Source organism: Thermogemmatispora sp., assembly GCF_019683635.1.
GTDB lineage: Bacteria > Chloroflexota > Ktedonobacteria > Ktedonobacterales > Ktedonobacteraceae > Thermogemmatispora.
This window is the reverse complement of the sequence record NZ_JADGIA010000132.1, coordinates 1-14,377: the sequence shown is the minus strand read 5'-3', so window position 1 is coordinate 14,377 and position 14,377 is coordinate 1. Positions and strand designations below refer to the sequence as shown.

At 60.6% G+C, this 14,377-nt stretch carries 11 protein-coding genes; 3 read left to right on the top strand and 8 right to left on the bottom strand.

The genetic code is table 11. The features are described from left to right. Both IRZ31_RS14445 and IRZ31_RS14440 read left to right on the top strand, forming a co-directional pair. Positions 1-945 (top strand): sugar ABC transporter permease (locus tag IRZ31_RS14445; RefSeq protein ID WP_297154829.1); only part of this gene is annotated, 945 nt, incomplete at its 5' end. Next, entirely contained in the window at positions 942-1,916 is a 975-nt protein-coding gene (locus IRZ31_RS14440) for a carbohydrate ABC transporter permease (RefSeq protein WP_223258219.1), read from the top strand. The genes IRZ31_RS14445 and IRZ31_RS14440, both read left to right, overlap by 4 nt. A gap of 106 nt (positions 1,917-2,022) precedes the next feature. On the opposite strand, the gene nagZ is transcribed toward IRZ31_RS14440, so the two are convergent. From nagZ to IRZ31_RS14400, 8 genes are all read right to left on the bottom strand, one after another. After that, positions 2,023-3,696 carry a beta-N-acetylhexosaminidase gene (nagZ, locus tag IRZ31_RS14435; protein ID WP_297154826.1) on the bottom strand — a complete coding sequence of 558 codons (1,674 nt, stop codon included), beginning with the start codon at positions 3,694-3,696 and terminating at the stop codon, positions 2,023-2,025. After that, on the bottom strand, positions 3,696-4,712 hold the full coding sequence (locus IRZ31_RS14430; protein WP_112427438.1) for a BadF/BadG/BcrA/BcrD ATPase family protein: 1,017 nt from the start codon (positions 4,710-4,712) through the stop codon (positions 3,696-3,698). The genes nagZ and IRZ31_RS14430 overlap by 1 nt, the downstream gene beginning before the upstream one ends. After that, entirely contained in the window at positions 4,709-5,644 is a 936-nt protein-coding gene (gene murQ, locus IRZ31_RS14425; protein ID WP_112427436.1) for an N-acetylmuramic acid 6-phosphate etherase, read from the bottom strand. Before murQ ends, IRZ31_RS14430 begins: the two co-directional genes overlap by 4 nt. Positions 5,645-5,781: 137 nt before the next feature. Continuing rightward, entirely contained in the window at positions 5,782-6,528 is a 747-nt protein-coding gene (locus tag IRZ31_RS14420; RefSeq protein WP_112427434.1) for a GntR family transcriptional regulator, read from the bottom strand. A 321-nt stretch (positions 6,529-6,849) separates the two neighbouring features. Next, positions 6,850-7,308 (bottom strand): MaoC family dehydratase, encoded by a 459-nt coding sequence (locus IRZ31_RS14415; RefSeq protein ID WP_112427432.1) that lies wholly within the window; start codon positions 7,306-7,308, stop codon positions 6,850-6,852. Between the two features lie 96 nt (positions 7,309-7,404). Further along, complete coding sequence (locus IRZ31_RS14410; protein WP_297154820.1) at positions 7,405-9,564, bottom strand: acetate--CoA ligase family protein; 2,160 nt, start codon at positions 9,562-9,564, stop codon at positions 7,405-7,407. Positions 9,565-9,712: 148 nt separating this feature from the next. Beyond that, positions 9,713-10,123 carry a Zn-ribbon domain-containing OB-fold protein gene (locus IRZ31_RS14405; RefSeq protein ID WP_112427428.1) on the bottom strand — a complete coding sequence of 137 codons (411 nt, stop codon included), beginning with the start codon at positions 10,121-10,123 and terminating at the stop codon, positions 9,713-9,715. Positions 10,124-10,138: 15 nt separating this feature from the next. Continuing rightward, positions 10,139-11,302: an acetyl-CoA acetyltransferase gene (locus tag IRZ31_RS14400; RefSeq protein ID WP_112427426.1), complete on the bottom strand. Its 1,164-nt coding sequence runs from the start codon at positions 11,300-11,302 to the stop codon at positions 10,139-10,141. A 306-nt stretch (positions 11,303-11,608) separates the two neighbouring features. Between IRZ31_RS14400 and IRZ31_RS14395 the strand changes: the two genes are divergently transcribed. Beyond that, the gene (locus IRZ31_RS14395) at positions 11,609-14,299 is read left to right on the top strand and encodes a hypothetical protein (protein WP_297154817.1); all 2,691 of its coding nucleotides are present in this window, start codon (positions 11,609-11,611) and stop codon (positions 14,297-14,299) included. Positions 14,300-14,377: the final 78 nt, after the last annotated feature.

Sequence of the window (14,377 nt, the reverse complement as noted above, 5' to 3'; positions counted from 1 at the left end):
ATTGTTCCCAGGGGATGTGTGCTTATGATCAAAGCCATCGAAGAGCAGCGGAGCCTTCCGACGAAGACAACGGCGCGCAGAAAGCGCTTCAGCCTAACCCCCTGGCTCTGGATCGGGCTGGCGGTCCTCTTTGTGGTCATCTTTCTGCTCTACCCGATGTTCTTCACGATCTGGCTCAGCTTCCTGGATGCCACTTCCACGCACTTTGTTGGGTTGCGCAACTATCTTCTGATCTTTACGAACTCTTCTCTACTGGAGGTGCTGCGCAATAACCTGCTCTGGCTGGTGCTGGCCACGGTGGCAACAGTGGTACTGGGCTTGCTGATCGCCGTCCTGGTCGATCGCGTGCGCTTTGAAAGCGTGGCCAAAGCAGCTATCTTTGTGCCGATGGCGCTCTCCTTTGTAGCAGCCGGCGTCATCTGGCGCTTCGTCTATGAATATGAGCCGCCTGGCCAGCCCCAGATTGGTCTGCTGAATGCCCTGGTGACGGCTCTCGGCGGCCAACCGCTGGCCTGGATCACCGATAGTCGCTTTAATAACTTCGCTCTGATTGCGGTCTACGTCTGGATGTGGACCGGTTTCTGTATGGTGATCCTCTCGGCGGCCATTAAAGGAATCCCGAGCGAGATTCTGGAGGCTGCCCGCTGCGATGGAGCAGGCGAGATCACCATTTTCTTCCGCATCATTGTGCCGATGATCAGCCCGACGATTGCCGTCGTGACGACCACGATGATCATCAATATTCTGAAGATCTTCGATATCGTCTACGTCATGACGGGTGGAGACTACGGTACAAATGTTGTGGCTGTTGAGTACTACCAGCAACTCTTCAATTTCAACAACTTTGGTGTGGCCAGTGCTCTGGCTGTCTTACTCTTGCTGGCGATCATTCCTATCATGTACTTCAATATTCGTCGTTTCCGTGTGCAGGAGGCGCAACGATGAGTACCATGAATCCAGAGGCTCAATCGAGCCTGGTCACTCCCCAGAAAGCGGCGCCCGCCCTGCCAATGGCGGGGACGGCTGCCAAAGTGGGGCGCCTGCCCCTGCGCCAGCGGCTCCTGAGCCTGGTCAACCATAGTCTGGTCGCGGTCATTGTCATTCTGATTGCGCTCGTTTGGTCGGTACCCACGCTGGGCCTCTTCATTAGCTCCTTTCGTCCCCCGTCTCTAATCCACGCTACTGGCTGGTGGACGGCTCTCGTTCCCCCCTGGAGTTTCACTATCCAGAACTATGAGAACGTCCTCCATGCTCAGGGTCTGGGCCAGGCATTCCTCAATAGCCTGATTATTGCTATTCCTGGCACGATTATCCCCACCCTGGTGGCGGCTTTTGCTGCCTATGCCTTTGCCTGGATGGAGTTCCCCGGGCGTGACTGGATCTTCCTGACTATTGTGGCGCTGATGGTCATTCCGGTGCAGATGACTTTGATCCCTGTGCTGGGCCTCTATACGATGTTTACTCAGGCAACGGGCCTGCAGTTGACGGGTAATTACGTTGGTATTTGGCTGATGCACACTGCTCTCGGCCTACCTTTCGCCGTCTACCTGCTACGCAATTTCTTTGCCGGCCTGCCGAGCGATCTCTTTGAGTCGGCCCGGATCGATGGCGCCTCCAATATCAACATCTTCTTCCGCATTCTGCTACCGCTCTCTGTGCCTTCGCTGGCTTCGCTGGTGATCTTCCAGTTCATGTGGGTCTGGAACGATCTGCTGGTGGCTCTGGTCTTTATGGGCGGTAACCCCGATCGGGCTCCCATGACAGTGACGATCGCCAATCTGGTCAACTCCTATGGCTCGAACTGGGAAGTGCTGACCGCAGCGGCCTTTATCTCAATGGCCTTGCCTTTGGTGATCTTCTTCACCCTGCAGCGCTACTTTGTGCGCGGTATCCTGGCCGGCTCGGTCAAAGGCTGACCTTGTCTGTCTGGATGCTTGAGGCAGCGGGCATCACAGGAACAAGAAGGCGATCCTGCTCCTTCGTCTCGCAGGCTTGAGGGAGTGGGATCGCCTTACTAGCTGGCTAGAAGCTGAGTCCCTCGCCGCGGGCATGCAGGGGCGGCAGGCTCACTGGCAGGTGGCCCTGGGGTTGAGCGTCTCCAAAGAGAACGGCGACGGCGGCTTCAATGGCGGGCCGGGTATACTCATAGGTGAGCAAGTAGGTGGTGATCTGGGGACAGGCCAGAAGGTCGTAGGGGTTGTAAACGGCAAGCGCGATGAGAGGGCAAGGCGCTTCCGTGACCAGCCAGTTGATGTACTGGCTCTGGGCGCGATCCAGGTAGGCATTGACCGTCACCAGCAACACCAGCTGAGCTTGAGCCACTGCCTCGCGCAGAGACTGATGCTCACGCTCGGAAAGAGGAAGCGTGAGAAGCCGAGCCTCTGTCTTGGGATGATAGCTTCGCACGGCAGCGACGAGCGCTTCGACAGGATAGCGCTGATCTTCGACGCGGCTGGCTCCTTCCTTCTGGGGCAGCACGATCAAGAGCCGCTGCTCTGGGGCCAGTCGTAAGGGCAGTAGCCCGGCGTCGTTGCGTAGCAGAGTGATGGCCCGCCTATAGCTCTGCCGCTGCAGGGCCAGATGCTCAGGCTGTTTGAGCAGGCGCAACCCTTCGGGCCGCGGCAGCTGCTCCCATGAGAGGTAGCGTGCTTTGAGACGCTGCAAGCGTGTCAGGGCCTGGTGCAGGCGGTTTGGCGAGAGCCGTCCCTCATCGAGAGCGGAGCGCATGGCAGCCAGCCCGGCTAGCTGGCGGTCGTAGCGATGCGAGATCAAGATCAGGTCGAGACCGGCCTCTAAGGCTCGCACCGTTGCCTCCTCAATGCCCAGCGTGGTAGCGGTGGCCTCCATCTCCAGGCAGTCGCTCATAGCTACTCCGTCGAAGCCCAGACGTTGCCGAAGTAGGCCGGAGATAATCGCAGGCGCTACTGTCGCGGGTAGCGCCGGATCGCCGGTCAGGGCTGGAAAGGCGATGTGAGCTGTCATGACGCAATCGGCCCCTTCTTCCTGCAACACGCGGGCGAAAGGAACCAACTCCAAACGTTCCAGACGGGCCAGATCGTGGGAAATGAGCGGCAGGGCGAGATGAGAATCGGTAGCCGTGTCACCATGCCCGGGGAAGTGTTTGAGACAGCTAATGATGCCTGCCTGGCGGTAACCGCGCACCGCTGCCAGGCCCAGGCGAGCGACCTGCTCGGGATCTTCACCAAAGGAGCGGACGCCGATGACTGGATTAGCCGGATTGTTGTTGATATCCAGAACCGGCGCCAGGTTCATGTTGATGCCCAGGGCTTGCAGCTCGCGCCCGGTAGCACCAGCGACTGCAGTCACAAGCTCGGGTGAATCGCTGGCTCCCAGGGCCATATTGCCTGGAAATAGGGTGACGTGCTCGCCCAGCCGCTGGACCATGCCATTCTCTTGATCGATGGCGATCAGCAATGGATAGCGATGGCCTGCAGCACGCGCTTTGGCCTGTAGGGCGCTGGTCAGGCGATAGACTTGCTCTGCGCTCTCGATGTTGCGTGAAAAGAGAATGACCCCACCCAGGCGGTGATTCTCGATAAGGTCGAGAATAGCGGGCGAGGGGTCGGTTCCTTCGAAGCCTGCCATCAGCAGCTGGCCAAGCTGGTCGCGCAGATCGGCGGCGCTCAGGGCGGCTCTCTCGACCATCTCGTTGGACGATGGATGATGAGGTGACATCAACGTCTCTCCCTTCCTTCATCGCTCACATAGGGCCTGGACTGCGGAGAGGACGACCTCTGTGGAGCGCGCACGGACTCCAGGTGAATCGCGGCTTTGGCTGCGCTGAGTGCTGGCTCTTCTACGATGACTACCTGGCCAAGACGGCGCCGCGCTCGCAGCCGCCGCAGGATCTGGGCGCGGAAGGGCGCCTCACGTACTAGCAGGCTTCCTGCCAGAGCCAGTGGCACCACGTTATCAGAAAACTCCAGCTGGTTGCTAACCACCAGGGCCGCCAGCGCCAGCTCGGTAGCTGCATTGCCCACGATGCGGCGCGCTACCAAGTCGCCCTCGCGAGCTGCAGCAAAGACGCATGTTGCCAGGCGAGCGACAGCGGCAGTCTCCAGGCCGTGGTAGACAACACCGATCAGGTCCTCTGCACGCTCTAATCCCCAGTAGGCTAGAATACGGGGCAGAAGGCTGGTGTGAGGGCCGCGGCCATCAGCGGCGCGAGTAGCAGCCTGGAGAGCCTGGCGCCCGATATCGTAACCACTTCCCTCGTCGCCCAGCAGATACCCCCAGCCGCCGGCGCGGCACACCCGACCGCAAGCATCCCGTCCCAGGGCGATTGAGCCGGTGCCCGCGATCAGCACGACGCCAACGGCTTGCTCCAGTGCCGCGAGAGGAAGCTCGGCGTCATTAGTCACATGGACCTGGTCGGCCAGGGTTGCCAGAGGAGGGGAGAGAACAGCGTGATCGGCTAGGCGGTCCAGCCCAGCCAGACCAATCCAGGCGGCGCGCGGTCGGCTCTCGGCGCCGGCGGCTTGCAAAGCCCGCTCGGCGGCCAGCTGCACCTGATGGATAGCCTCCTCCTGGCCCACGGAGGCATAGTTTGCGCTGCCGGCTAGCGCGCGACCACGCTCGCGTCCGTGGCGGTCGACGACAATCGCCAGCGTCTTGCTGCCCCCGCCATCGACCCCAAGATAGAACTCCTCATCACGCGTGGCTGTGTGTTTCTGTGGTGTGCTTTCTATCATGACAGCGAATCCAGTGTTGCGCGTAAAATAAAACCGTGTTCGGCTAGGCGCTGGCGGGCGCTCTGGGGATCGAGGCCGCTGCGTGCACAGACAATCGCTGTTTTGACCTCACCATTGGCCTGAGCGAGCAGCTCCTCGGCGGCACTTCGTTCCAGGCCGGTGGCCAGCTGTACGATACGTAATGCGCGCTGCTGCAACTTGTAGTTTGTCGCCTGGACATCAACCATCAAGTTGCCGTAGGTTTTCCCCAGGAGAATCATGGTCCCGGTGCTCAGCATGTTGAGCACCATTTTTTGCGCGGTGCCGGCCTTCATACGGGTGGAGCCGGTAATGACCTCTGGTCCAACGATGGGCGCGATCATGATCTCAACAATGGCTTCCAGAGGCGTCGGGCGGTTGCAGGCCAGGCCAATGGTCAAGGCCCCCTGCTCACGGGCGTAATTGGCGGCTCCCAGCGCGTACGGCGTGCGTCCGCTGGCTGTGATGGCGACCAGCGCATCGCCAGCCCCAACCTGTAAGCGTGCCGCATCGTCGCGCCCGGCTTCGGCGCTGTCTTCTAGATCCTCATTGGCCTGGCTGAGGGCGGCGGGGCCACCGGCGACCCAGCCGATGACTAGCTCTGGCGGCACATTGAAGGTCGGGGGACATTCCGAGGCATCCAAGGCCCCAAGCCGCCCCGAGGTGCCGGCCCCCATATAGATTAAGCGTCCACCACGACGCAGACGAGCGGCAATAGCCTCGATAGCGCGCGCGATCTGGGACAATTCTTGCTTGACTGCCTCAGCAACACGGGCATCTTCGGCGTTGATGATCTGCACAATCTCCAGTGCACTCTTGCGGTCAATGTCGCGGCTGGCGGGGTTGTCCTGCTCGGTGACCAGGGCGCTGAGGGATGGCTCAGCTGGATGGTCAGGCTGTAAAGAGGCTGACATGTTGACTGCTCCTCACTCTCCTACTGAAATAGTTCCCAGCCTCGGCTCTCCTCGCTATCCTTCTCCCCCGGGCTGGGCTGCTCCTGGAATGCCCTGCCTGTTGTGATCACGGCTGCCTGGCTCGGTGCTGGGCAACGCTACGAGAGCAGTTGCTCGCGCTTCATATGAGTATAGAAGACGTACTTATTGCCACAATAAACAGAAGAGGCGTACTCGATCGGTTGATTGCGCTCGGTATAGGTAACTCGCCGCGTGAAGAGGGCCGGGCTGCCAACAGGGACCTTGAGATATTGGGCTTCCTCGCTGCCAATGAGTCCGGCCTCTAGCTCCTGATCAGCTTCGAGCAAAGGCAGGCCGTATTTGGTCTCTAACAGACGGTAGAGCGAGTTATGTTCCAGGTCCTCTTCGAGAAGTTTTTCACAGCCGATAAAGCTAATATGCGAAACCTCGATGGCCAATGGCTCCCCATCGGCCAGGCGCAGGCGATGAAGACGGAAGATTTGCAGCCCAGGCTTGATACGCAGCCGCTCAGCGACAGCTTCGTCCGCCGGACGCATTTCAGCAGAGAGGACGCGTGTGCCCGGCTGCTGACCGCGAGCCTTCATGTCTTCGGTGAAACCCGTCAGATGGATGAGCTGCTGGGTAATCTTGCGCCGGCTGACAAAGGTCCCTTTCCCTTGCTCGCGGTAGAAAAGCCCTTCATTCACTAGCTCGGTGATAGCCTGCCGGGCCGTCATCCGACTGATCCCGTATTGCTCACCAAGCTCACGCTCAGAAGGGATTAGATCCCCCGGCTTCCATTCACCGTTACGGATCTTTTCCCTCATGATCTCTTTGAGTTGATAGTAACGTGGCAACGGACTTTTTCTTACAATCGTACTCATGGCTGTTCCTGTTCAGAAGATGCTTGCTTGTTCACTAATTTCTCTCAGTTGTTCGTTCGGCCTCGCTCGCGGCAGAATTCACTTTCGGGGCCACGACGATCAAGGTCAACACAGATTACAGTATACCACATAGCCTGTCTACTTGGTATATTGTCTAGACCATACGCCTTCCTTTCCCTAAAGAAGCCCACGGTACCGTAACCGTGCGCCCTCCTCTATGGTCTACTTCGATAGTTGTATATACCACTATACCGGCAACAACAAGCCGCTATTAGCGGCCCCTGATATCGTGGCCGGCTCCTTCAAGGGGCTGTTCTGTCGCTAAGGTGAAGGTTCGGCCTGGAGGCGGATGAAGGTCGGGAAGCCTTTGAACCAGGCTTGCAGGACCTCGACGCCATCCTGATTCACAAAGCTGGCCTGAGCCGAGAGGAGGCGCTGCTCTTCATCCTTCTCGGCAAAGGTCACGGTGCAGGTGACGGTCTCTCCTGGATAAACGGCCTTCAGGTAGCGAAAATGCATTTCGGTTGCCACGAAGCCCAGCAAGCCCCCAATGTGGGTGATCATGCTACCGGTGAGCAGGCCGGGGAGGATACGCCTGCCGTACCAGCTAGCCCGGGCGAAGGTTTCGTCCAGGTGATACGGATTATAGTCTCCTGTCAGGCCACAAAACAGTGCCATGTCCCCTTCTGTAAAGGTGCGGCGAAAGACGTAGCGCTGCCCGGGCTGGATGGCCGCGAAGGCGCGGCGCACCTGCTCTTTGAACTCTGCTGATGCAGCCATACGGGTTTTGCTTTCCTCCTTTCTCCCGCCTCATGGGCAGAGAATAGACTTGACTAGACCAGCTAGAGGTGTGCGTGGGTGGGGCCTCACCCGTGCTTAGTTGCGCCAGATGAGCAGGGCATCGAGCACCTCCACCTGGTCGCCGTTGACCAGCAGGGGATTGATCTCCAGCACTTCCAGGTGGGGGGCCAGTGTCTGGGCCAGCAGCGCGATCTGAGAGATCACGGCGCTCAGGCGTTCCAGGTTGGCGCCTGGTTGGTTGCGAAGGCCGCGCAGTAGTGGGAAGCCGCGTAGCTCTTCGAGCATGCCCCGAATCTCTCGACGTTTGAGGGGCAGCGGGCGCAGCGCGATATCGTGGAGCACCTCGGCCCATAGACCGCCGAGACCGATGGTCAGGGTAAGGCCCCAGACCTGATCGGCGAGGATACTGACCAGCAGCTCGTGGCCCTCCTGACGCATGGGGCTGACGAGGATGCCCTCAATCGCACTCTCGGGCACATGCTGACGGGCGGCTGTCAGGAGGCGGTTAAAGGCCCTTGTGACCTCCTCTTCGCTGCTGAGGTTCAGAGCAACGCCGCCGATGTCGCTTTTGTGCAATATCGCGGGCGACTGAATCTTCAGCGCCACCGGAAAGCCGTAGTGACGAGCGGCGGCCAGGGCTTCGGAGACAGAACGCGCCAGTTGGGCTGGCACGAGCGGGATACCGGCCTGCTCCAGGAGAGCGCGCGTTTGAACCTCTGACCAGCTACCCATGCCAGAAGCGGCGAGCGCGGCCCTGTCCAGGGCCAGCGCCGGTCCTGGCTGTGGTTCCTCAACGTCTAGTTGCTGTGATTGGCTGAGCTGCTCTGACCACCAGAGCAGCCGACCCAGGGCGCGCAGGCCATGTTCGAGGCCGGCAATAATATGAAGACTGGTGCGCTCAACGATTGGCAACAGCGCTGCTGGCAGGTCGACACAGGTATTAGAGACCAGGAGGATGGGGCGCGGCGAGGTATGGACCAGATCAGCCAGGCGCTCATACTGATTGTAGAGGGCCTGCTGACCTTCGGGATTAGGGCGGCGCAGACCGTCGATGCTCACCACGTTGAGCACGAAGTCAAGCTGAGGGTCTTCGCGCACGATGGCCAGGGCTCGCTGTTGGAGTGTGCTATCGACAACCACGTAGCCGGTCACATCGAGCGGATTGTGAGGAGTAGCAAAGGGTGGCAGCACGGCCTGCAGTCGGGCGCGTGTTCTGTCGCTTAGCTCGGGTAGGAGCAAGCCCTCATCCTGGGCGCGATCGGCGATCAGGTCGCAGGCGCCACCCGAGGGCGTAACCGCGCCCAGGCGTCGGCCTGGTAATGGGCCGTGATAGGCGGCGAGTGCGGCGGTCGTCAGCAGGTCCTCTAGCGAGGAGACGCCGATGATGCCCAGTTGGCGCAGAGCAGCGGCGTTGACCGCCGCATCTCCGACCAAAGCCCCTGTGTGGGCAGCGGCGGCCCGTGAACCTGCCTCACTTCGACCAGCTTTGAGCGCGACCAGTGCACAGTGCTGGGCTTGCGCGCGGGCTGCAAGCTGGCGCAGTGTCTTCGGCTGGCGAATGCTTTCGAGGAAGAACGCCACGGCTCGCGTGGCGGAGTCGGCCAGCAGATACTCAAGCACATCACAAAGGCTGATCATCCCTTCGTTGCCCAGCGAGACCAGAAGGCTCAGGCCGATAGCATGGGCCTGGGCAAAGGCGAGCACGGCGCTGGCCAGCGCTCCACTTTGGAGCACCACGGCCACTGGTCCGCTGCGCAGGGGGAAATTGATGGGCAGTCCATAAGGGGTGATGCCGGCGCTTGCATTGATGAAGCCGTTCCCATTCGGCCCCAAGATCAGCAGGTCATGAGCCTGGGCAAAGGCCAGCAGCTCCCGCTCTCGCTCTTCTCCCTGTGGGCCGGTCTCGCGGAAGCCGGCTGTGAGTACTACAAAATGGCGCACGCCACGCGCTGCTCCTTCAGCGACAACTGGCAGCACCTGGGGCGTCGGCACCATGACAAAGGCCAGGTCCGCCGCCTCCGGCAGAGCGCTCAGCGTCGGCAGGGTGGCCTGACCGTGAACAGAGGGACGCCGCGGATTGATCAGGTAGAGCGGGCCAGAGAAGTTGCTTGCTGTGAGGTTTTGCACAAGATAGGTCGACCAGCGTGCCTCGTCGCTGGCCCCGACCACAGCGATACTGCGCGGGTGAAAGAAGGCCTGCAGCCGCTCTGCTGCGATGGGTTTCTCCTGCTCCATGAGCCTTTCATCCTTTATGGGATGCGACATTGCAACGGTTCGACAACGACCACAGGGGCCTATTGGCAGCAGCAGCCTCTGGCCGCTTGCTGCCTGAGCGCCCTGCTGGTCATACTGGCCTCTAGCCGGACAGGCTTGCTCACATACCCTATTCCAGCAGGCGGAAAAAGGGCAGTGGTGGGCGCCCGCTCACTTGTTCAAAACTGACCTGAACCGCAGCGCCAATGCGCACGCGCTCGCGCGGCGCGTCGATCAGGCGGGTCATCAGGCGCACGCCCTCCTCCAGCTCGACGATGGCGATGATGAAAGGGGCCTCGGCAGCGAAGGGGCCGAAAGCGCGGTGGACGATTGTATACGAGTAGATGGTCCCGCGGCCCGAGGCGCTGACCCATGCGAGCCGGTCACTGTGGCAGTGCGGGCACAGGCTTCGCGGATAGAAGATGTGGCGTTGGCAGGCTGTGCATAACTGTAGACGTAGCTCCCCCTGCTGGATGCCTTCCCAGTAAGGAGCTGACTCGGGATCGCTCTGGGGGAGGGCGTAGGTTGCTTCCTCACTCATACTGCATGCTCTCTTTCAATCTTTGCCAAGCAGAACGGTGGCCGCTGAAGAGAGAACGCCGCCAGTGCCGTGGGCCAGGGCAAGACGGGCTCCGGGGACCTGTCGCGGGCCACACTCGCCGCGCAATTGGCGCGTGGCCTCGATGAGCAGAAAGATGCCGTACATGCCGGGGTGGCAATAGGAGAGGCCACCACCATTAGTATTCATCGGAAATGGGCCACCCGGAGCGGTGCGTTGGCCACTGACGAAGGCCCCTCCTTCACCGAGCGGGCAAAAGCCGAGGGCCTCCAGGGTCATGATGACCGTGATGGTGAAAGAATCGTAAATTTCCACAACGTCGATCTCTTCGGGCCGCAAGCCGGCCATTGCAAAGGCCGCCTGGCCGGAGGCAATGGCTGCCTGATGGACGGCCAGATCAGGCATATTGGCGATCGTTGCATGGGTATGGGCTTCTCCGTGTCCCAATACCCAGACCGGAGGCTTGCGGGCCTGGCGTGCTCGCTGGGCTGAGGCCAGCACGACGGCTCCGCCGCCATCGGTGACAAGACAGCAATCGAGCAGGTGTAGGGGTTCGGCGATCCAGCGCGAAGTGAGCACATCCTCAATCGTGATGGGATCGCGCATCATGGCCTTCTCGTTGAGCGTGGCCCACTTGCGTGTCGCCACCGCTACCTCTGCCAGTTGCTCGCTGGTCGTGCCGAATTGGTGCATGTGGCGCATGGCGGCCAGGGCGTAGGCTCCTACCGGCGTGGGTAGTCCAAACGGCCCTTCGAACTGTTCTGTGAGGCGGTATGTCGGACTGACTCGCCCGCGGGAACGGTCCGAGCGCTGGGTGCTGCCGTAGACGATGAGAGCCACCTCGATGAGACCGGCTTCGATGGCAGCCACAGCATGCTCGATGTGAGCCTCAAACGAGGAACCGCCGATGTTGGTAGAGTCGCTATAGCGCGGTCTGAGGCCGAGATACTCGGCCAGGGTCAGAGTAGGAGACCAGGACCAATTGCCAGCGCAGAAGAGGGCGTCGACCTCATCAAAGCTGAAACCAGCATCTTCGAGGGCGGCGCGGGCCGCCTGGGCTTGCAGCTGCAGGACGGTCTTATTAGGGGTGTAGCCCAGGTCGGACTCGGCAACGCCGACAATGGCGGCGCGCGGACTACGCGGCGCGGATACTCTGGACATGCATGCCTCCAGCCTGTCTACGTGTTTGTAGTATTAGTGTATCATCTCTCCTGTGGCTCAGCCCAGGTGCAGGCCAGGTAACTCGCAGCAATTCACACAAGACTAGAGTGGTGGTAGTGGCTAAGCAGCGCATGGACGATGATCCCTTCCCGCCGTGCCAGTGAGCCGGAGAGGAGCGCTTTGCAGCGGCAGAGGGGGGTCAGCCGTTCTATAAACAGACGGCCAGTCTGCGGCAGGCAGGTCCATCTCTGGACAGGCCAGACGGACTGGCAATGCGAGGTCGGAAACGGAAGGAGTCATCTCTGCATGGACGAGGAGACGTTTGCTCAGGCGGAAGAGCTGCGTTTACGTGAGGCCACGAGCCACGAACGCAACTGGGAGCGCTGGGGTCCCTATCTGGCCGAACGCCAGTGGGGGACGGTGCGCGAGGACTATTCCCCAGACGGAACCTGCTGGGACTATTTTCCCCATGATCACGCGCGTAGCCGCGTCTATCGCTGGGGCGAGGATGGATTGCTCGGCATCTGTGACCGCGAGTGTCGGCTCTGCTTTGCTGTGGCCCTATGGAACGGCCAGGACCCGATTCTCAAGGAACGGCTTTTTGGGCTGACCAATGCCGAAGGCAATCACGGCGAGGATGTCAAAGAATGCTATTTCTACCTCGACGCTGTGCCCAGCTCGGCCTACCTGCGCGCCCTCTATAAATATCCGCAGCGGGCCTATCCCTACGCGCGCCTCGTCGAAGAGAATCGCCGACGCTCGCGGGCTGAGCCAGAGTACGAGCTGCTCGATACCGGCGTCTTTGACGAAGATCGCTACTTCGACCTCACGGTCGAGTATGCCAAAGCCTCGCCGAATGATATGCTGATCCGCCTGACCGTGGCCAACCGTGGCCCCGCAACGGCCACGCTCCATCTCCTGCCCACGCTGTGGTTTCGCAACACCTGGATTTGGGGCCAGCATGGTGAGGATTACTGGCCAAAGCCACGTCTGAGTACCCCCGACGGTCGAGCCCTGCTGGCCGAACATGCCTCGCTGGGCCGTTTCTGGCTGCTGGCCGAGCAACGCTCGGACCTGCCGGCCCCGCGACTGCTCTTCACAGAGAACGAAACCAATTTCCAGCGCCTCTTTGGGGTGAGCAATGCCACCCCTTATGTCAAGGATGCCTTCCACGCCTATGTGGTCGAGGGACGCCAGGAAGCGGTCAATCCTGCTCAGGAGGGAACCAAGGCCGCCTTTTACTATGTGCTCACGTTGCCCGCCACTCAGGAGTGCAGGCTGCATCTACGCCTCTTCGCTGAGAATGAAACGCCCGCTGCTCCCTTCGGGGAACACTTCTCGGCTCTCTTCGTCCAGCGTCGGCAAGAGGCTGATGCCTTCTATGCGGCGCGCATGCCGCCTGCGCTTCCGGAGCAGGCGCAGCGTGTGATTCGCCAGGCCAACGCCGGCCTCCTCTGGAATCGCCAGTTCTACAACTATGACGTGGCCACCTGGCTCAAGGGCGATCCGACGCAGCCCCCACCGCCGTCTTCTCGCCTCTGTGGGCGCAACCACGATTGGAAGCATCTCTTCAATCGTGATATTCTCTCTGTGCCTGACAAATGGGAATATCCCTGGTATGCTGCCTGGGATCTGGCATTTCACGCTGTCGCCTTTGCCAGCCTTGACCCCGACTTTGCCAAGCAACAGCTAATCCTGCTTTTGCGCGAATGGTACATGCATCCCAATGGGCAGCTTCCGGCCTATGAATTTGCTTTCTCGGACGCCAATCCGCCGGTCCATGCCTGGGCTTGCTGGCGAGTCTACAAGATGACCGCAGCTCGCGGCTCCCGTGATCTCCAGTTTCTGGCCCGTACCTTTCACAAGCTGCTCATCAATTTCACCTGGTGGGTCAACCGCAAAGATGTGGCTGGCAGGCATCTCTTTAGTGGCGGCTTCCTGGGGCTGGACAACATTGGTCTCTTTGACCGTTCACGTTCGCTCCCTGGAGGTGAGCAGCTTGAGCAGGCCGATGGCACTGCCTGGATGGCCTTCTATTGCCTGACGATGCTGGCCATTGCTCTGGAGCTGGCCCATGAGGATCACGCCTATGAAGATGTCGCCTCCAAGTTTTTCGAGCACTTCATCGCCATTGTGGATGCTATGAACGCCCTGGGCGGAAATGGCATGTGGGATGAAGAAGATGGCTTCTACTATGATCAGCTCCTTATCGATGGGCGCAGCTTCCCCTTGCGGGTGCGCTCAGCGGTTGGCATCATTCCCCTACTGGCGGTCGACATCCTCGATGACGAGCGGCTCGCGGCCCTCCCCGGCTTCACAAAACGCCTGCGCTGGTTTCTGGAGAATCGGCCCGATCTCGCTCGCCACATCTCCTACTTGCAGGGAGGTGGTCAGCACTCTGAAGCGCATCGGCTCCTGGCCATTCCTTCGCGCGAGCGCCTGCTGCGTGTCCTGCGCTATCTTCTGGATGAAGACGAGTTCCTCTCTCCCTATGGCATTCGTTCGCTCTCGCGTTACTACCGTGACCATCCCTACACTATCGTGCTCGACGGTCAACAGCTCAGCATTGACTACGAGCCAGCAGAATCGCGCAGCGGCCTCTTTGGCGGCAACTCCAACTGGCGCGGCCCTATCTGGTTCCCGCTCAACTACCTGCTGATCGAAGCTCTGGAACGCTATCATCGCTTCTATGGGAGCAGCCTTCTGGTCGAGTGCCCCACTGGCTCAGGAAAACAGCTGACGCTGGCACAAGTGGCTCAGGAGCTAACAAGGCGTCTTTCCCGTCTCTTCCTGCCTGACGAGCGAGGCAAGGTTGCCTGGTGTGGAGAGCAGCAGCGCTTTCTGACCGACCCGCACTGGCGTGATTTGATCCTCTTTTACGAATACTTCGATGGAGAGACGGGGCGTGGCCTGGGCGCTAGTCACCAGACCGGCTGGACGGCCCTCATTGCTCGTCTGCTGACGGACCTGGCGAGCGAGACGGCGGCTGCTTCCTAATCCTGGCTGGCTAGCTGGCTAAAGGCGAGGGCGTGGGCCGGGCGGGCCATCGTCGGGAGAAATCAGACCGTGGCGGAT

Bases quoted from the DNA above. Each gene is read 5' to 3' on its own strand.
- IRZ31_RS14440 (WP_223258219.1), top strand. From the start codon at position 942: ATGAGTACCATGAATCCAGAGGCTCAATCGAGCCTGGTCACTCCCCAG.
- nagZ (WP_297154826.1), bottom strand. From the start codon at position 3,696: ATGTCACCTCATCATCCATCGTCCAACGAGATGGTCGAGAGAGCCGCC.
- IRZ31_RS14430 (WP_112427438.1), bottom strand. From the start codon at position 4,712: ATGATAGAAAGCACACCACAGAAACACACAGCCACGCGTGATGAGGAG.
- murQ (WP_112427436.1), bottom strand. From the start codon at position 5,644: ATGTCAGCCTCTTTACAGCCTGACCATCCAGCTGAGCCATCCCTCAGC.
- IRZ31_RS14420 (WP_112427434.1), bottom strand. From the start codon at position 6,528: ATGAGTACGATTGTAAGAAAAAGTCCGTTGCCACGTTACTATCAACTC.
- IRZ31_RS14415 (WP_112427432.1), bottom strand. From the start codon at position 7,308: ATGGCTGCATCAGCAGAGTTCAAAGAGCAGGTGCGCCGCGCCTTCGCG.
- IRZ31_RS14410 (WP_297154820.1), bottom strand. From the start codon at position 9,564: ATGGAGCAGGAGAAACCCATCGCAGCAGAGCGGCTGCAGGCCTTCTTT.
- IRZ31_RS14405 (WP_112427428.1), bottom strand. From the start codon at position 10,123: ATGAGTGAGGAAGCAACCTACGCCCTCCCCCAGAGCGATCCCGAGTCA.
- IRZ31_RS14400 (WP_112427426.1), bottom strand. From the start codon at position 11,302: ATGTCCAGAGTATCCGCGCCGCGTAGTCCGCGCGCCGCCATTGTCGGC.
- IRZ31_RS14395 (WP_297154817.1), top strand. From the start codon at position 11,609: ATGGACGAGGAGACGTTTGCTCAGGCGGAAGAGCTGCGTTTACGTGAG.